This window comes from Roseivirga ehrenbergii, from assembly GCF_001593005.1.
GTDB classification, from domain to species: Bacteria; Bacteroidota; Bacteroidia; order Cytophagales; family Cyclobacteriaceae; genus Roseivirga; species Roseivirga ehrenbergii.
Genome location: NZ_LQZQ01000004.1, coordinates 52583 through 70494 on the forward strand (window position 1 = coordinate 52583; position 17912 = coordinate 70494).

A 17912-nucleotide genomic window follows, 5' to 3' on the forward strand; every position below is an offset into this window, starting at 1 on the left:
TCATTTTTTGGAAGATTATGTAAGATTTGATAAATCGTTGCTCCAAATCTAAAAATCATGTATAGCAAAATTCTCGTCCCAATAGATTTTACAGAAAAATCACACCGTGCATTAGACGTTGCCTGTCAGATTGCAAAAAAACTAAATAGCGAAGTGTACATAATGCACATTGTAAAGGCTGCGCTATCGGTTTATTTAGATGAACTGGGAGAGTACAAAAGCAAAATACCAACGGGACAACAATTTCTTGACGATATCTTAGCTATAAATGAAGAAAAAATGAGACGGCTCATACAGAAATATGAAGACCGAGGAATTACGATTCATTCTAAACTAAAGGTACATAACACACCCAATGAAATTGCAAAACTGGTAGCCGAAGAAGCTTTCGACTTAACCGTTGTGGGTAATTATGAACACGAAAGGTTCGATGAAGTATTTAGAAGAACGCATCCAGAAAAAATAGCTGCGATGGCTAAAAATCCAGTATTGACCATCAATAGTGAACTTGAAAAATTTGAGGTTAAGAACATTTTAATTCCAACTAACCTTACTGACGACTACACAGCCGCAATGCCTGATTTGCTGAAATTTGCTGAATCGTACAATGCTAAGCTTACCTTGGTTTATGTAAATACCCAAGCTCACTTTAAAACGACTCTGCAAGCCAACAAACTAAAGGTAGAGTTCTTAGAAAAGCATGGATTAGAAAACCATGCGGTAGAAATATTTAATGCGAAATCGATAAATAGAGGCATTTTATATGCTGCCGAATTTTTCAACAGCGATATGATTGCTCTTTTTTCATACCATACAGAGAACATAAAAACCTTGTTGGTGGGGAACATCACAGAATACCTGATCACCAAATCAAAAGTGCCAGTACTTACTTTAAATTTAAGTAAACCCGAATGAAAAGTTTTCACGACTTATTCTCCAACATTACTGAACACCCGCTTTTAAACAATCTAATATTGGCGGCCGCTGTGTTTGTAATTGCCCATGCTTTATTGCGCATGATTAGGGTAATTATGAATAGGTTTATCAATAAGTCGAGCGAGGACCTACGTGTAGACCCCACCAAGTACAAATTCTTGAAAAACGCCATGAATTTCTTGGTGTATATGGGAGCCCTCATCATCATATTTCTTTCTATTCCCGAATTAGAAGACATTGGTTTAGGTTTGTTTGCCAGTGCGGGTGTATTTGCTGCTATTCTTGGTTTTGCTTCTCAAGCAGCATTTTCTAATATCATTAGCGGTATTTTTTTAGTGATATTCAAACCTTTTAGGGTAGATGATATTATTAAAGTAAATAACATTTACCACGGAACAGTGGAAGATATTAACCTACGACACACGGTAATACGGGACTTTGAAAACCGAAGGCTAATTATTCCAAACTCAGTCATTGGAAATGAAACCATCCAGAACTTTAACATTGTAGATTCTAAGATTAAGAATTTTATCATATTCGGAATAAGCTACGATTCTAACCTAGACTTGGCCATCAGAATTATTCAGGAAGAAGCCATGAAACACCGCTATTTTCTTGACAATAGAACAGAAGAAGAGTTGGAAACGGGGCAGCCGGCAGTTTTAGTTCGTTTAGTTGAGTTTGGTGACTCAAGCATTAACCTCAGGGCACAGGTTTGGTCTGCAGACCCTTCAAAAGCATTCGATTTAAAATGCGATATTTATAAGTCGATTAAAGCTCGCTTCGATAAAGAAGGCATAGAAATCCCATTCCCTCATCGTACTATAGTCTATAAAAATGCGCAAGATTAAATCAAGAAACCCAATAGACCTTTTCAGGCTAATTCCATTGGACATCATTAGAAGACCAAGGGTATCTAAAGAAAAAACAAACCTGATGCCTGGGTCTTTGCTGTACACGGGCAAAAAGCGCGATGAAGAAATTCTTCTTCAAGCCATTATTTATAATGCAGACTTCTTTGAAGAAAAGTCGATAAAATCTATTGATGAACTGAAGCAGCTTGACCTAAAAGACAAGCACCTTTGGCTCAATGTTACGGGGCTACATAATGTAGATCTCATTCGCGAGATTGGCGAACATTTCGATATTCTTAACCTAACCTTAGAAGATGTTCTTAACCTTGGGCAACGCCCTAAATGGGAAGAATACGATCATTACTTTTTTCAGATTTGTAAAATGGTGATGACACAAAGCGACATGATCAAACATGAGCAGTTTGCAATGGTTGTTGGTAAGGATTTTATTGTCACGTTTCAAGAAGACATGAAAGATGTTTTCGAGGGAGTTCGTGATCGGCTGAGAAATGCTAAAGGCAAAATCCGAACACGTAAACCCGATTACCTATCCTTTGCATTAATGGATGTGGTGGTAGATCACTATCTGATTATTATTGAAATGTATGCCGACAGAATTGATGATTTGGAGGATGAATTAAGAGGGAACCCAGACCCGAGTTTTATTAATAGACTAAGCACCCTAAAAAAAGAGGTGAATTGGCTTCGTAGAACTGTACGCCCAATCAAAGAAAGCGTCATTAGTTTCAACAAATCTCAAACTCCTTTAATCGAGAAAAAGACTACCCCATTCTTGAAAGACTTATTGGACCACACCACTCACCTGACTGAAAACGTAGAGTTGTACATGGACGAGTTAAAAGACTTGATGGACCATTACAACAACCAAATGAATAACAAGCTGAATGATATTTTAAAAGTCCTCACCATTTTCTCTGTTGTTTTTATTCCACTTACTTTCATGGCAGGTATTTATGGAATGAACTTCGAGTATTTTCCTGAACTATCTTATAAATATGCCTACCCAATTTTTTGGGGTGCACTACTAACAGTTGCGGGCGGAATGATCTATTACTTTAAAAGAAAAGGTTGGTTATAAACTCAACTTCTTGGATGGTAATCTTTGATAATCTGCTTCAAATAATCACGATCTAAATGTGTGTAAATTTCGGTGGTCGTAATCGATTCATGACCGAGCATCTCTTGAACGGCTCTTAAATCAGCCCCGCCTTCAATCAAATGGGTAGCAAATGAATGCCGAAAAGTATGTGGACTTACTACTTTCTGAAGCCCAGCTTTGGCCACTAAGTCTTTGATTACTATAAAAACCATTTGACGAGTAAGCTGCTTTCCGTTACGATTTAAGAACAGAAATGATTCGTGTCCTGGTTTGATATCTAAATGAACCCGAACTTCCCCTCGGTACATATTGATGTATTTTAGTGCTTCGCGCCCAATGGGTACCAAACGTTCCTTATTTCCCTTCCCCAAAATCCTTAAAAACCCAATCTCAAAATGGATGTTAGAAATTCTAAGGCTGATAAGTTCTGTAACACGCAAACCCGAACTATAAAGCGTTTCGAGCATGGCTCGGTTGCGCATTCCTTCTGCTTTAGAATGATCAATAGCAGCCAGAATCTTGTCTATTTCATGAATATCCAGCGTATCAGGAAGCTTGCGTCCTAACTTGGGCGCTTCCAATAAAGCGGTAGGGTCAATCTCTATTTCCCCTTCATACATCATGAATTTATAAAAAGACTTGAGCCCAGAAATAATACGTGCTTGCGAATGAGCACTCATCCCTAGTTCGTTGATGTACTCAATAAAATTCTGCAGATGATTGGCCCTTACTTGCTGGGCTGTAATATCCAGATTGGATATTTCGAGAAACTGTTTTAGCTTCACCACATCATGAACGTAAGCTTCAACCGAATTTTCGGACAGTGATCGTTCCAGTTTTAAATAGTTTTCGTATTCCTGAATATATATTTCCCAAGCCACGGCTAAAGATAAATAACCCCTCGACAAAATGAAGATCATCATCATCAATGGCCCAAATTTAAATTTATTGGGCACCCGAGAAAAAACCGTTTATGGTAACGAAAGCTTCGAGGCTTACTTTGAAAAGCTGAAAGTAAAGTTCACCAACCTTGAACTAGAATATTACCAAAGCAATGTAGAAGGGGAATTGATCAACAAATTACATGAAGTTGGTTTTTCATACGATGGTATTGTTTTCAATGGAGGTGGTTACACACATACCTCTGTGGCTATTTCAGATGCAATTGCCTCAATCAATACTCCTGTAGCCGAAGTCCACATCTCAAATATTCATGCCAGAGAAGAGTTCAGGCACCTAAGCCTTATCACCAAAGAATGCGCAGGAATGATTACTGGATTCGGCTTGATGGGTTACGATATGGCGCTGTATTATTTAAGCACAAAGTCTTAATCAACCTCTTTCAAATATACTTTTTCTTCCCAGTCTTTCAGTTTTGGGTTCATTCGCTGGAACCACAAAGGAGGAATTGCGGCCATTAATATCATAGCCGGATAACCCGAGGGCAACTGTGGCGACTCATCATAATGCTTTAATACTTGATAGCGCTTAATTGCATTCGCATGATGGTCGGAATGGCGTTGTAACTGAAACAAAAAGAAGTTGCTCAACCTATGGTTTGAATTCCAAGAGTGCATTGGGTTGACTCTTTCGTAACGTCCGGGAGAAATCTCCTTTCTTACAATACCGTAGTGTTCAATGTAATTCACGATTTCCAAAAGGCTAAAGGCCAAAACAGCTTGGCTGAAGAAGAAAACTGGCACTTCCCAAACGAACCTATTTTGCCAAATACTTGCCAACAATGTTAAAGTAGCGGCCAATAAAACGGGAAGTATGGTGAACCAAATCATTTCATTTCCCAATGACCAGACCTTCTTTCCCTTCCTTTTCAAGCTTGCCTTTTCAATATTCCAAGCACTACGATAACTCCCTAAAACCGAGCGAAACCAGAAACGATAAAAACCTTCATTCTTTCTACTTGTAGCAGGGTCTTTAGGAGTAGCCACATGCACATGGTGTCCGCGGTTATGCTCGATATAAAAATGCATATAGCAAACTGTCATCAAAATAAGCTTAGAATAAAAACGCTCCAAAGCCGACTTTTTATGACCAAGCTCATGCCCCACAGTAATGCCAATTCCGCCATTCACTAAAGCGAAACTCAACACAAAGCCAATCCATTCATAAACTTCTAAGCTAGTGGAAGCCACTTGAGCCGATGCCCAAACCAAAAAAGCCAATTGAAAAACTGCCCAGATGTAAGTAATAAAGCGATAATAGAATTGTTCCGAAATGATTAGCGCATCAGCGTCCTCCATATTCTCAGGATCTTCCCCAATAAGCGAATCAGCTAGAGGGATTATGATGAACACAAAGCCAATGGTAAGGTAATTCCACCAACCGCCAAGGTAAAAACCGAGAATGGCAAGTAATGGAATTATAAAAGCAGTAAGAAAGCCGATTCGTTTGATCCAACTCATATTGAAAAATACGAAATCAAATCATGGCTTTCAACTCCTGAAGGCTAGGTATTTTCTCTAAGAAACTTACTTTCTGATTTACTTCATCAAACCAACAAGCATAATGCGCCATACCATTGGTAACAATCAACAATTTGGCTTTGAGTGTTTTATTATACACCGCAATTTGATCAAATGCATTTTGAGTGATTTTTACCGAAGGTGCCTTACACTCTACAATTACAAGCGGTTTCATGAATTCATCATAAAGCAGAATATCAGAGCGCTTTTGCAATTGATTGTATTTATTCCCCGTCTCCACACTCATTCGGCTCATAGAGTACCCCAAATTACTAGCGAGAAAATGAATAAAGTGCTGACGTACCCATTCTTCTGGGGTAAGTACAACAAATTTCTTCCGTATAGGGTCAAAAATAACTAATTTGCCGTCCCTTTTATCGAGGCGATATTCATAGGCCGGCAGGTTGAGTGAATCCATCGAACAAATGTAACTGAACCCAAAACTTATACATGAAAACTAAGCAAGAAATTGTTGAAAACTGGCTCCCCCGCTATACTGGGGTTCCCAATGAAGACTTCGGAGAGTACATTCTACTAACTAATTTTATTACCTATGTAGAAATGTTTGCCAACAAGTTTGGGGTTGAAATTAAAGGCGTAGGCCGCCCAATGCAATCAGCAACAGCAGAAAACATCACCATTATCAATTTTGGAATGGGAAGTGCCATGGCTGCTACGGTAATGGATTTACTTTCTTCCATTTCGCCTAAAGCAGTTCTATTCCTAGGCAAATGCGGTGGTTTGAAAAAGAAAACTGCCATTGGTGATTTGATTCTACCTATTGCCGCCATTCGTGGCGAGGGAACCAGCGATGACTACATGCCACCTGAAATTCCAGCATTACCTTCTTTCCGTTTGCAGAGATCTGTCTCTTCTATGATCAAGAAGCATGAGCGCGATTACTGGACTGGCACCTGCTACACTACTAACCGTAGGGTGTGGGAACATGACAAGGCCTTCAAGAAATACCTTCGTAAAATTAGAGCGATGGCCGTTGATATGGAAACCGCTACGCTTTTCACTGTGGGTTTTGTAAATCAAATTCCTCATGGCGCCCTCCTTTTGGTATCTGACAATCCGATGATTGCAGAAGGGGTCAAAACCGAAGAAAGTGATAAAAAAGTCACTTCAAACTTCGTTAACGACCATTTAGAAATAGGGATTGACGCACTAAGAGAGCTCAGAGACTCTGGTGATTCTGTAAAACACTTAAGATTCGAATAATGAAAAAACTATTAGCAATTGCCGCAGTAATGTCCCTATTGTGGTCGTGTGGAGGAAAACAAAAAGCTGACCTGATTATTCACAACGCTACGGTGTATACCGTAAATGATGAATTCACTGTTGCAACCGCTATCGCAGTGAAGGACGGAAAATTTGTTGGCGTTGGGTCAGACGAAGAAATTCTCAAAGACTTTGAATCTGATGAAACCATTAATTTAGAAGGTGCCCCTGTTTACCCAGGGCTGATTGATGCACATGCACACTTTTACCGTTATGGTTTAGGTTTGAAAAATGCAGATTTAGTTGGCACAAAATCCTTTGATGAAATTCTTGAAATTCTTCAGGCACACCGCAAAAAATACCCAGACGATGAATGGATAGTTGGTCGCGGCTGGGATCAGAATGATTGGGAAAACAAAGAGTTTCCGAGCAAAGAAAAACTCGATAAATTATTCCCTGATGTGCCTGTCTTCCTTTCTAGGGTTGATGGCCATGCAGCTTTGGCAAATTCCGCTGCCATGAGTCAAAGCGAGATTTTCGGTAAAACAAAGGAAGTAACTGGAGGTAAAATCTACTTCGATCAGAATGGAGAACCAACGGGGCTATTGGTAGACAACGCCATGGATTTGATTGGCAAATACATTCCTGAGCAAACTCGAGCCGATCAAATTGAAGCTCTTATTATGGCGCAACAGAACTGCTTTGAGGTTGGCCTTACTGGCGTTGTAGACGCTGGCTTAGAGGTAAGCACAATTGAGTTAATCGATTCATTGAATAAATCAGGCGAGCTTAAAATGAGGCTTTACGCCATGGTAGCTCCTTCAGAAGAAAGTATTGATTACTTTAAAAAGAAGGGTAAGATCAAAACAGATTACCTCAATGTTCGCTCGTTTAAAGTGTATGGCGATGGCGCCTTAGGTTCTCGCGGTGCAAACTTATTAAGTGATTACTCTGATGACCCAGGAAACGCTGGCTTTCTATTAGAGAAAGAATCGACTTACGATGAACTGGCGAAAGTAATTTATGACATGGGCTTTCAAATGAATACTCATTGTATTGGTGATAGAACTGATCGTGTTATTCTCGATATCTATGCCAAATACCTTCCTGAGGATAATGACTTAAGATGGAAGATTGAACACGCACAGGTAGTTTCTAAAGAAGATGTTCCAAAATTCGGAAAGTATAATATCATCCCATCAGTACAGCCTACGCATGCTACTTCAGATATGTATTGGGCTGCAGAAAGATTAGGGGAAGAAAGAGTAAAAACGGCTTATGCCTTTAAAGATTTGCTCGACCAAAACGGTTATATCGCATTGGGTAGCGACTTCCCTGTGGAAGACATTAATCCTATGTATGGTTTTCATGCTGCAGTGGCTCGTCAGGATGCAGAAAACTGGCCAGAAGGCGGATGGCAGGCTGAAAACAAACTTAGCAGAGAAGAAGCGCTTAGAGGCATGACCATCTGGGCAGCTTATTCTAACTTTGAAGAAAACGAGAAAGGAAGTATTGAAGTGGGCAAATTTGCCGATTTCATCTTCACCCAAAAGGACATGATGAAAGCTCCTGAATCAGAACTTCGAAACTTAAAAGTAACCGCCACTTATTTGAATGGCAAGAAGGTGTATTAAGAACACCTTTTACTTATTATTAACAACAGAGGGGCTCTTGCACAAGAGCCCCTCTGTTGTTTTAGAGCGTTCTACTTGAAAACCTCCGACTTATGTATGCTAGGTAATACTCGAAACTTATATTGGTCTCATGAGGCGTCCTATTATAGCTCAAACAGCTTGTTGGCCTCTGAGTAGTAATCTGATTATTAAATATCGAAGTAGACAACCGGAATAAAAAAAGGCTGCCAAATGGCAGCCTTTTATATAATGTAGTTTTATCAAAACTAGTTATCATCTGTTTTTTGAGGTGTAGCATAAATGATCTTACGAGCATTTGCTTCTCTCAATTCAGTTTGAATATCAACAATAATCCCCATCTTGGTTTCCTTATCTACTTTAAGAGAAATTGTGATTTGATCACGCTCAACTTCACTAAGTTGATCTTTCTCTGTGTTCACCCATTGAACAATACCGTCAATTGCAATAAATGCATCGTTGGCTTGGATTAATGATTCTGTACCAAAAATCTCAGGTTCTTTAGGCTCACCTACGTATAGATAGGTTACAAGCTTCTTCTTTTCAAGCTTTACTAATTGCTCAGCTCTTGGAATATCTTGCTTTACCAAAATCTCTGTTTCTCTCATCACAGTAGTTACCATGAAGAAAAACAAAAGCATAAAGATAATATCAGGCAATGCCGCAGTTGGAATGTCCTGACTGGACTCACTTTTCTTCTTAAACTTTGACATATTAACCTCCTACTTTACTTGGTTCTGCAATCGAGATCGACTTAGGAATTCCTGAACGAGCTCTATCATATAAATCCAAATCTCTTGGATCGTTTCTATTCAATTTTCTAAACTCCTCAGCAGTCAAACCTACTCTTTCACCATATACTCGGTTATAAGCAGCGTTTAGCTGATCAAGAATTTCTATGAAAATCTCATAACTACTTCCTCTATCTGCTTTAAGCGATACAATAGCAGCATTTGGTCCATCAGATGATTTATCTGATCTCAACTTACTATTGATGTATGCTTTCATTGAAGCAGGTAAAGATTCATAGGTTTGTCTATCACTCACTTTTTCTCCAGTAGGGCCTTTCTCAACGTCAGACATTTTACCGAAATTCAAAATGAAGTCATAAACCATATCTCCTATCAAAGATGGGTCATCTAGTGTCTCTCCTTCCACCATCAACTTATTCAGAGAGTTTACCTGAATTTTAAAGATATTTCTCTCTTGTTGCTTCACTGGTTCTGGCTCTTCTTCATCCTGTTTAGGAGGAAGTAACAAGGTCAAACCTTTGTTGGTGGCGATTTGAGTAGTTACCAGAAAGAATATCAATAATAGGAAAGCGATGTCGGCCATTGAGCCGGCATTTACCTCCTGACTTCCTCTGTTCTTACTTCTTGCCATAATTAAATTATCTAACGACTCTTGCGATTGACGAATAAACTAAACCTACAACCGCCAATACAAGTAGTACTAAAGTTGTGGTCATTGCTCCACCTATTAATCTATAGGTAGTTAACGTAGATGCTGCATTAGGGTCAACTTTATTAGCTTCAAAAGCTCTTTGGCTAACAAGGTCTATCTCAGCAGGTGCCATTGAATATCCAATAAAGAATATCAATCCCAACACTACTATTCCAATGCCGCTCTTAATTAAACTCTTAGGATTGCCTAAAGAGTTAATTAGGTTCATTACAATAGCAGCAACCGTTGCTACAGCAAGCAGAATGTAGGATGCATATAATCCTAAATCAATTAATTGGTCCTGATCCATAATAATCTATTTACAGGTTAATTACTTAGACAAATTGTGCTTCACTAGCAAATCAACCAAAGAGATTGACGCGTCTTCCATTGAGTTAACAATTGAATCGATTTTTGAAACACAGTAGTTGTAGAACAATTGAAGGATAATCGCAACGATCAAACCAGCAACTGTTGTTAAAAGGGCTACTTTAATACCACCAGCAACCAAAGAAGGAGAAATATCACCTGCTGCTTGGATCGCATCAAAAGCACCAATCATACCGATTACAGTACCCATGAAACCCAACATTGGAGCCAATGAGATAAATAGTGAAATCCAAACTAGACCTCTTTCTAACCTACCCATTTCTACAGAACCATAAGCAATAACAGATTTCTCTACCATTTCAATTCCCTCTGACATTCTCATAAGGCCTTGAGTAAAGATAGATGCTACTGGGCCTCTAGTGCTTTTAGTTACTTCTTTAGCAGCTTCAACCCCACCAGACTCAAGAGCGTCTTCTACTTTGCTCAAAAGCTTGTTTGTGTTAGTTGTTGCCATATTAAGGCTGATAATTCTCTCGATTGCGATAGCAAGACCAAGAATTAAACAGATTAATACAGGAGACATAAAGGTAGGATCTCCTTCAATAAATTTTTGCTTGATAACCTGATCGAATGAGTCAGCAGGAGTGTCTGCAAGTTCATCTGAATAGTCAGGGCTTTCTGGTATTGTGTTTTCTACTTGCTCTGTTGTAGCTCCTTCTTGAGCATCGTCTTGAGCGTAAGCATTGAATCCAATCGACAGAACGCCTAAGATCATCAATAGTGAGAATAACTTTTTCATAGTCTAGTTTTGATTAATAAAGGTTAAAACGGTTTCTAAATTATTAATAATTATTGTTAAAAGAAATTATACTTAAGTTTTTAGTTGATCATGCGGAGAGAGAGGGATTCGAACCCTCGATACCCTTTCGAGTATACACGCTTTCCAAGCGTGCTCCTTCAGCCACTCGGACACCTCTCCTCAACTTTTATCAACAAATGCGCTTATCGCAAGGTGACAAATAAATCAATAAAATAACCTTTATGCAAATTGATTTATGTTTTTGTCAATCAATAAAAATCAGTTCATTTCGCCCGAAATAGCACTGGTCAATTTTTCTCTAAGTTCATCTAATTCAGTGCTTCTACCAAATAAGTGCATCATTTTAGTTGTGGCGGCCTCTGTTGTCAAATCTCCTCCACTAATAACGCCTATTCGATTTAAAGCACTACTGGCCTCATATTTACCTTGAATAACATTCCCTCCATTACATTGTGAAACATTTAACACAACAACTCCCTTGTTTACAGCACTTTCCAATAAGTCTAAAAACCAAGGCTGATGCGGAACGTTACCCGAACCATAGCTCTCCATAACTATCCCTTTAATAGATGGGGTATTCAATAAGTGTCTTACCACATGCTCGTTAATGCCTGGGAACAACTTTAAAATAACAATATCGTCCTTTAATTCCGGGTAAAATATAAGTTTAGAATCGGGTTCATAGGCCTTTAAAACGGCATAATTATAATCTATCACAATGCCAGCCTCCGCCAATGCAGGGTAGTTTTCAGATTCAAAAGCATCGAAATGACGACTTTCAACTTTTTTTGAACGGTTTCCACGCAACAATAAGTGGTTAAAAAAGATGCATACTTCTGAAACCACAGGCGCTCCATTTCTCTTATCAGCGGCAATTTCTAATGCTGTAACAAAGTTTTCCCTCCCATCTGATCTGGGGGAAGCAATAGGCAATTGAGCCCCTGTGAAAATAACTGGCTTGTTCAAACCTTGTAGCATAAAGCTCAAAGCACTAGCAGAATAAGCCATAGTATCTGTGCCATGCAACACGATAAAGCCATCGAAAGCTGTGTAATTATCTTTTATGGTTTGACCAATTTGTACCCAATGCTCGAGTTTTACATTCGAGGAATCAATTGGAGGGTCGAAGGAAATTACCGACAGGTTAATATTTAATTCCTTCAACACCGGTATTCTGGCTACTACGCGTTCAAAATCGCAAGGTACTAGCGAACCGTTTTCGTCATAGTCCATCCCCAAAGTACCACCAGTATATACTATAAGTATAGATGCTTTTGGGTTAGGCGAAAATTCTAGGGTTGAAATCATGACTGCACTTTAAATAATGAATTGGCATTTTTAGTGGTAATGGCTTCAATTTCTTCTACCCCAACTTGCCTTAAATCTGCAATTTTTTGAGCTACCAACTTTAAATAGGAAGGCTCATTCCTTTTTCCTCGATGAGGAACAGGTGCCAAATAAGGGCTGTCGGTTTCTAAAACCACATGATCCATATTTAATTGAGGAATTACCTCATCCATACCACTGTTTTTGAAGGTAACCACTCCACCTAAACCAATATGAAAGCCAAGTTTGTGAATACGTTCTGCTTGCGCTACAGAACCATTAAAGCAATGAAAAACACCTGTAAGGTTATCTTCTTTAAGTTCTTCCACCAAGTCGATGGTCATATCTAATGATTCTCGACAATGGATTATAATCGGTTTTTGATATTGTTTTGCCCAAGCTACTTGAACTTTAAAGGCCTCCACTTGTTGATTGATAAAGGTTTTATCCCAGTATAGATCTGTACCCATTTCACCGATGGCTACAAACTCGCGCTTTCCAAGCCACTCTTCAACAATATAAAGTTCTTTCTGAAAATCGCCCTTTACAGAACACGGGTGAAGCCCCATTGTAGCCACACACAAACCTGGATATTTTTCTTCCAACTCCATCATTCCATCAATTGATGTATGATCAATATTTGGCATGTAGATTTTAGAAACCCCCTCTTCTCTTCCTCTTTCTAATACCTCATCTATGTCCTTTTCAAACTGCTCGGCATAAATATGGGCATGAGTTTCAATCATCATTTAAACTTTCTTTTCTTCCAGCTGACTCTAGGGTTCAGCATTAAAACAACAAGGGCAAATGTATCTAAAAGAGCAATAATAAATGGCTTGAAGATACTAAACTTAACACCAACTTGATCTAGCGTACTCTTAACTTGATACTGTTTAATGTTTTCGATCAGTAGTTTTAATATTATTAAGGAAATCAATACAACGAGCGCTGTTGAGTTTGTGAGAAGTAACAACACCACCAGCATTTCAATCAGCAGCAGGCGATAAAGGATGAACCCGATACCAGAAAGCGTTCTGTAACTTAGAACCCCCTTGAGCCAGCGTTTTCTCTGATCAACATAGTCTAAAATCCTTTTTATAGAAAAAGTAATGCCTGCTCCTTTATCAATAAGTTGTGCTGTTTTCAAGCCAACTTTTCTAGCGGACAATAACAATTTCAGATCCTCTACTTTAGTTTTGCCAAGGGTTTCGAAACCACCAATTGTTTGATATGCCTTTTTCGAAATCAGCATATTATTACCCAAGGCAGTAAGTGTATTTCCGTAATCCGAAAAAACCTTTAGGCTATGAATACTATTTTGCCAATCCATTTTCTGAATGGATGAAAAATAACCTTCGGCTTTCACTTCGGTATAACCACTCACTACATCAAAGCCTTGAACTGCTTGAGCGATCATCGTTTTTAGCCAATGCTGGGTAACTGTGACATCTGCGTCTAAAATAACTAAATAGTCACCTTCCGCCTTGACCGCCAATTGCACCAAAACATTGGATTTAGCAATGAGGCCATTTATATTAGGATGAATAGGAATGGATTTGATATGAGGGTATTTATTGATCCAAATGTCTATTATGCTCTGGGTACCGTCTGTTGACAGATCGTTTCCCACCAATACCTGAAGCCTTTCGAGTGGATAATCAATATTTGCGATAGCGTTAAGGCATACCTCCAAATTCTCTTCTTCATTTCTGGCAGCAATGAGAATGGATACTTTAGGCCAGGTTTGAATGGAATTAATTTCAACAGTTTTAATGAAAAAACGCTTAAATCTCCAGATTAAGACCAGTTCTGAAAGTAAGATAAGCGCAAACGCAACAAGCAAAACTTCACCAATCATAACGGTTTAAAAGTAAAACCTTTCGATTGAAAATGCTCTAAATAGCGAGGTAATGCATATTGAAGGTTATCAAAAGCCTTCAGGCTGTCATGGAATACAATAATACTTCCTGATTTAGAATACTGAATACTCTTTTTCAATACCGTTTCAGCCGATAGTTTTTGTGAGAAATCACCTGAGAGCACATCCCACATAATGATTTTTCGAGAAGACAATTGTTTGATTTGCTTAGAGGTGATCTTACCATAAGGAGGCCTAAACAACCTTCCTCCTTCGCCATACTTTTGAAGTTTTTCTTCACACTTCAAGAAATCTTTAAGGTATTCAGTAGCGTCTGTTCCCCACCCTTTTACGTGATGATAAGTGTGATTACCAACCGAATGCCCTTTGCTGAGCACTTCCTTAAAAATGTCGGGATGCTTGTTTATATTTTCTCCAACACAAAAAAAAGTAGCCTTTGCATCAAACTCACTCAACATTTTCAATACCCAAGGTGTAACTTCTGGAATTGGGCCGTCATCGAAGGTTAAATAAATGACTTTTTCATTACTTGATTGTTTCCAAACTAAGCTAGGGTAAAGCCATCGGGCAAATATGGGTGTTTTATGGAGCAACATTATTTACCCTACAAGATAAGAAAGTAAGGTCATCGGCAAAGGCATTTTCCTTTTTGAATCCCTCTAACTCTGTCATTAAATCATTGTGGGTAGTTTGAAGGTCTTTATTTTTATGATCCACCAAGAATTTCCTTAGTCTTTCTTCGCCAAACTCTTCTCCCGCACTATTAAAAGTTTCGGTAAGGCCATCTGTAAACATGAAAAGTGAGAATTCTTCTACATTTTCGATTTCACCTTTATCCAAAAATGGAAGTGGATCAAATGCTCCTAACACTGTGCTTCCTTCACTCAAAATCACTACCTCGTCTTTTGTAATCAAAACCGGGTGATTATGGCCACAGTTAAAATAGCGAAGGTTCTTTTTATCAAAGTCGTACACGGCTAAAAAGAAGGTTATAAAGTTTTCACCCTTAGCGTTGTGCCATGTCTGATGATTCAATTCATGTATTACCTGCTCTGGATTTTCAGCATTACGGCTTAAAGTTCTTAATACTGCCTGAAAATTAGACATTAATATAGCCGCAGGCATTCCCTTTCCCGATACATCGGCAATACAAACTAGAAATTGATTTTCGTTGGGAATAGGAATATAATCGTAATAATCTCCACCCACAGTTTTACAAGGCTGGTAGAAGGCCTTGATTTCTAATTTTTCAGAATTGGGCAAAACATCAGGAAAAAGATAGTTCTGAACATTTCTAGCAATTTCCATTTCGCGCTGAATGGCCTGTTGCTCAAGTTGTTTTCTGGCCAATCGCTTATTTTCAATCGCCACGAGAATGACATTACTCAAGGCTTGTATAAAAGTAGTATCGGCTCCTTTTTCTTCTTCTGAAGTTTTAATAAATACAAAAGCGAGCAGTTTCTCTTTATGAGTAACAGGAATTATGATATCAAATTCACTAAAACATGAAATCGAGAGTTTTGCGTCAGCCACTGCTACAATCTTCTTCAGATCAAAACATCCCGTATCGAGTGGTATTTTAGCGAAATCCTTTTTTGTGCCGAACTGCACCTTACAATCCCAGTCTAGGTCCTTTACATACAATACCATTTTAGATAATTGCAGATTGGCCCTAAGGGTAAATTCATAAATTTTATAGAGGTCATCTTCCGGAAGGTTATCGTTCACTGCTTGGGTAATTTCCAAGAGTGCGCTTACCTCCATTTCCTTTCTATAAAACTTACGTTGAAGTGTATCTTGCATAGTGCTTAACGACCGTTGTGAACTAATAAGCCTTCTTTGGTAGCCAAATAAAAATATGAAGTGAGATCATTCCCCAACTCACTCAATGCAATTGGCATTTCTGCTTGGCGGTCACCATAGCATTTCACCCAACCCTTGCTCAACAGCCCTGAGAGTACTTCTTTAAGTTCGCTTTCTGCCAACTGCGTTTCTTCCAAAACAGCATTGAAAGGCTGAACGAAGTAAAGCTCATCCAAAACATCAAACTCATTGTCGGTCATATTATTGTACTAGATTTTGAAACTTCTTTCCTTCCATTGAAAACGCCCAAAGTTAGATGCCAAACCAACATAAAGCACGTAAAAAGGATAAAAGGTTTGTAACAGAAGGAAGTGGGAAAGCGAATAGGCTTGTTTTAAATCTCGGAAGTAGTTTCTAATTAACAATAACTCCAGAATCATCTTTATTGACCAAAGTGCAACCACAGCTATTAATGACATTTCCCCAAAAAGAAATAAGAACACCAATCCTAGAGAAGCCATTTGCACTAAATAAACAAACAAGGCCGATATTATTGTAGACCATCGCATGCCGACTTTCCATTTGCTTGCCCATCGCTTTCGCTGCTGCAAAAAATCAGACCATTTGGTATGTGCTAAAGTATGTACCACAGCTTCGGTGTCCTTTGCAAAGACTACACCCTTAGGATACTTCTTCGCAATTTTCATCATCAGCAATTCGTCATCTCCTGAAGGTGTTTGTTCTATTCCTGAAAAGCCCTCCACTTCGTTAAACACCGATTTCCTATAGGCTAAATTCGCCCCGTTGGCCATGGTGGGTTTACCTAAACCAATCAACGCTGCGGAAGAAGCCAGCACTGCACCAAATTCAATCCGTTGTAATTTTTGAAAGAAACCGCCTCCTTCTAAAACCACAGGTCCGGTGACCATTTGTGTTTGGGAGTTGTTAAAACCAGAAGTCATAGCTAATAGCCAGTTTCTATCAAACCAGCAATCTGCATCTGTAGTCACTATAATCTCACCAGTAGCCTGAGCAGTACCCGCAGCTATAGCGGCTTTCTTTCCTTGGGTTCCTTCTAATGAAATAATACTGAAAGAGAATGGGATATCTTTCTCAACCAGCCGTCTTAACACATTCAGGGAATCATCGGTAGAGTGGTCGTTTACGAAAAGTACTTCAAACCATGGGTATGTTTGAACCTTCAGTGCCTCCACTAATCGCTTCAGATTTGCTTCTTCATTTCTGAAAGGAATAATCACAGACACTTTCCCTTTATACTTTTCAGCACTGGTAAAGGGCATCTGTTGCCAAGCAACAATGGAAAAAAACAGAAGTAGCAAGTAACTAAAAACAATACCTGCGACAAATAGAACCATATGCGAATTACGCGGAAAGCATTTGGATTTAAAACCTTGTTTTGAATTACAGAAATAGAAGGTTTATTTATCTTGCGCCTATGCCATTAGCCAAAGCTCCTATTAAAGAGAAAATCATTCTCGGTATCGACCCTGGTACCAGTATTATGGGCTATGGACTAATCTTGGTTTCTGGCAAAAAAATCACGCTCCTTCAGTTTGGCGTTATTCACCTTAGCAAATACACTGGGCACGAACTAAAACTGAAGAAGATCTTTGAAAGGGTTACTTCTGTTATTGAAGAATTTCAACCCGATGAAATGGCGCTGGAAGCTCCCTTCTTTGGAAAGAACGTTCAATCCATGCTCAAACTAGGAAGAGCGCAAGGCGTAGCCATGTCCGCTGCTTTGGCCAGAGAAATCCCAATTACTGAATATGCTCCTAAAAAAGTGAAGCAATCTGTAACTGGCAATGGTAATGCCTCCAAAGAGCAAGTTGCAGCTATGCTGAAAACATTATTAAAAATTGAAACCCTCCCTAAGCTGTTCGATGCAACAGATGCTTTAGCAGTAGCGCTTTGCCATCATTTTCAAGGCGGAAGTCAACAAAGCGGCAACAAAAGCTGGAAGTCATTTATCTCTGACAATCCCGGCCGAGTTAAATAAGGATAACCAATTTCTTTATTATTTT

21 protein-coding genes and 1 tRNA gene are annotated in these 17912 nt (G+C 38.9%); 7 read left to right on the forward strand and 15 right to left on the reverse strand.

Translation table 11 applies throughout. The features are described from left to right. The first annotated feature begins 57 nt into the window (after positions 1 to 57). The 3 genes from MB14_RS05240 to corA are packed head-to-tail and all read left to right on the forward strand — an operon-like array spanning position 58 to position 2889. Entirely contained in the window at positions 58 to 915 is an 858-nt protein-coding gene (locus MB14_RS05240; protein ID WP_062590235.1) for a universal stress protein, read from the forward strand. Next, positions 912 to 1787: a mechanosensitive ion channel family protein gene (locus tag MB14_RS05245; RefSeq protein WP_062590237.1), complete on the forward strand. Its 876-nt coding sequence runs from the start codon at positions 912 to 914 to the stop codon at positions 1785 to 1787. The genes MB14_RS05240 and MB14_RS05245 overlap by 4 nt, the downstream gene beginning before the upstream one ends. After that, entirely contained in the window at positions 1774 to 2889 is a 1116-nt protein-coding gene (gene corA / locus MB14_RS05250; RefSeq protein WP_062590239.1) for a magnesium/cobalt transporter CorA, read from the forward strand. Before MB14_RS05245 ends, corA begins: the two co-directional genes overlap by 14 nt. A 2-nt stretch (positions 2890 to 2891) precedes the next feature. On the opposite strand, the gene xerD is transcribed toward corA, so the two are convergent. Continuing rightward, positions 2892 to 3836, reverse strand: coding sequence for a site-specific tyrosine recombinase XerD (gene xerD, locus MB14_RS05255; RefSeq protein ID WP_172796100.1), 945 nt, complete (start codon positions 3834 to 3836; stop codon positions 2892 to 2894). Between xerD and aroQ the strand changes: the two genes are divergently transcribed. Next, positions 3820 to 4242, forward strand: a complete 423-nt coding sequence (aroQ, locus tag MB14_RS05260) for a type II 3-dehydroquinate dehydratase (RefSeq protein ID WP_062590241.1) — start codon at positions 3820 to 3822, stop codon at positions 4240 to 4242. The two genes, xerD and aroQ, sit on opposite strands and share 17 nt — an antisense overlap. Here aroQ and MB14_RS05265 read toward each other — a convergent pair. Together MB14_RS05265 and MB14_RS05270 are read right to left on the reverse strand one after the other, a co-directional pair. Continuing rightward, positions 4239 to 5330: an alkane 1-monooxygenase gene (locus tag MB14_RS05265; RefSeq protein ID WP_062590243.1), complete on the reverse strand. Its 1092-nt coding sequence runs from the start codon at positions 5328 to 5330 to the stop codon at positions 4239 to 4241. The two genes, aroQ and MB14_RS05265, sit on opposite strands and share 4 nt — an antisense overlap. 16 nt (positions 5331 to 5346) lie before the next feature. After that, the gene (locus tag MB14_RS05270) at positions 5347 to 5808 is read right to left on the reverse strand and encodes a type I restriction enzyme HsdR N-terminal domain-containing protein (RefSeq protein WP_062590246.1); all 462 of its coding nucleotides are present in this window, start codon (positions 5806 to 5808) and stop codon (positions 5347 to 5349) included. A 32-nt stretch (positions 5809 to 5840) separates the two neighbouring features. On the opposite strand from MB14_RS05270, the gene MB14_RS05275 reads away from it, so the two are divergent. Together MB14_RS05275 and MB14_RS05280 are read left to right on the forward strand one after the other, a co-directional pair. After that, on the forward strand, positions 5841 to 6614 hold the full coding sequence (locus MB14_RS05275) for an AMP nucleosidase (protein ID WP_053222791.1): 774 nt from the start codon (positions 5841 to 5843) through the stop codon (positions 6612 to 6614). Then, positions 6614 to 8248, forward strand: coding sequence for an amidohydrolase (locus tag MB14_RS05280; protein WP_062590248.1), 1635 nt, complete (start codon positions 6614 to 6616; stop codon positions 8246 to 8248). Before MB14_RS05275 ends, MB14_RS05280 begins: the two co-directional genes overlap by 1 nt. Before the next feature lie 266 nt (positions 8249 to 8514). On the opposite strand, the gene MB14_RS05285 is transcribed toward MB14_RS05280, so the two are convergent. The 12 genes from MB14_RS05285 to MB14_RS05340 form a co-directional block, all read right to left on the reverse strand. After that, on the reverse strand, positions 8515 to 8979 hold the full coding sequence (locus tag MB14_RS05285) for an ExbD/TolR family protein (RefSeq protein WP_062590250.1): 465 nt from the start codon (positions 8977 to 8979) through the stop codon (positions 8515 to 8517). A gap of 1 nt (position 8980) precedes the next feature. Further along, positions 8981 to 9649 carry an ExbD/TolR family protein gene (locus MB14_RS05290; RefSeq protein ID WP_062590253.1) on the reverse strand — a complete coding sequence of 223 codons (669 nt, stop codon included), beginning with the start codon at positions 9647 to 9649 and terminating at the stop codon, positions 8981 to 8983. Positions 9650 to 9656: 7 nt separating this feature from the next. After that, the gene (locus MB14_RS05295) at positions 9657 to 10019 is read right to left on the reverse strand and encodes a hypothetical protein (protein WP_062590255.1); all 363 of its coding nucleotides are present in this window, start codon (positions 10017 to 10019) and stop codon (positions 9657 to 9659) included. A 21-nt stretch (positions 10020 to 10040) separates the two neighbouring features. Continuing rightward, positions 10041 to 10838 carry a MotA/TolQ/ExbB proton channel family protein gene (locus MB14_RS05300; protein WP_062590258.1) on the reverse strand — a complete coding sequence of 266 codons (798 nt, stop codon included), beginning with the start codon at positions 10836 to 10838 and terminating at the stop codon, positions 10041 to 10043. A gap of 93 nt (positions 10839 to 10931) precedes the next feature. Beyond that, positions 10932 to 11018: transfer RNA gene (locus MB14_RS05305), tRNA-Ser, on the reverse strand. A gap of 99 nt (positions 11019 to 11117) precedes the next feature. Further along, positions 11118 to 12167, reverse strand: a complete 1050-nt coding sequence (locus MB14_RS05310) for an asparaginase (protein WP_062590260.1) — start codon at positions 12165 to 12167, stop codon at positions 11118 to 11120. Continuing rightward, complete coding sequence (locus tag MB14_RS05315) at positions 12164 to 12934, reverse strand: TatD family hydrolase (RefSeq protein ID WP_062590262.1); 771 nt, start codon at positions 12932 to 12934, stop codon at positions 12164 to 12166. Before MB14_RS05315 ends, MB14_RS05310 begins: the two co-directional genes overlap by 4 nt. Continuing rightward, positions 12931 to 14043 carry a glycosyltransferase gene (locus tag MB14_RS05320; RefSeq protein ID WP_062590264.1) on the reverse strand — a complete coding sequence of 371 codons (1113 nt, stop codon included), beginning with the start codon at positions 14041 to 14043 and terminating at the stop codon, positions 12931 to 12933. The genes MB14_RS05315 and MB14_RS05320 overlap by 4 nt, the downstream gene beginning before the upstream one ends. Then, positions 14040 to 14660 (reverse strand): polysaccharide deacetylase family protein, encoded by a 621-nt coding sequence (locus MB14_RS05325; RefSeq protein ID WP_062590266.1) that lies wholly within the window; start codon positions 14658 to 14660, stop codon positions 14040 to 14042. Before MB14_RS05325 ends, MB14_RS05320 begins: the two co-directional genes overlap by 4 nt. Then, complete coding sequence (locus MB14_RS05330; RefSeq protein WP_062590268.1) at positions 14647 to 15867, reverse strand: GAF domain-containing SpoIIE family protein phosphatase; 1221 nt, start codon at positions 15865 to 15867, stop codon at positions 14647 to 14649. Before MB14_RS05330 ends, MB14_RS05325 begins: the two co-directional genes overlap by 14 nt. A 5-nt stretch (positions 15868 to 15872) precedes the next feature. Continuing rightward, the gene (locus MB14_RS05335; RefSeq protein ID WP_062590270.1) at positions 15873 to 16127 is read right to left on the reverse strand and encodes a hypothetical protein; all 255 of its coding nucleotides are present in this window, start codon (positions 16125 to 16127) and stop codon (positions 15873 to 15875) included. Positions 16128 to 16136: 9 nt separating this feature from the next. Further along, positions 16137 to 17243 (reverse strand): glycosyltransferase, encoded by a 1107-nt coding sequence (locus MB14_RS05340; RefSeq protein ID WP_062590272.1) that lies wholly within the window; start codon positions 17241 to 17243, stop codon positions 16137 to 16139. A gap of 80 nt (positions 17244 to 17323) precedes the next feature. Between MB14_RS05340 and ruvC the strand changes: the two genes are divergently transcribed. Then, entirely contained in the window at positions 17324 to 17887 is a 564-nt protein-coding gene (ruvC, locus tag MB14_RS05345; protein WP_062300535.1) for a crossover junction endodeoxyribonuclease RuvC, read from the forward strand. Positions 17888 to 17912: the final 25 nt, after the last annotated feature.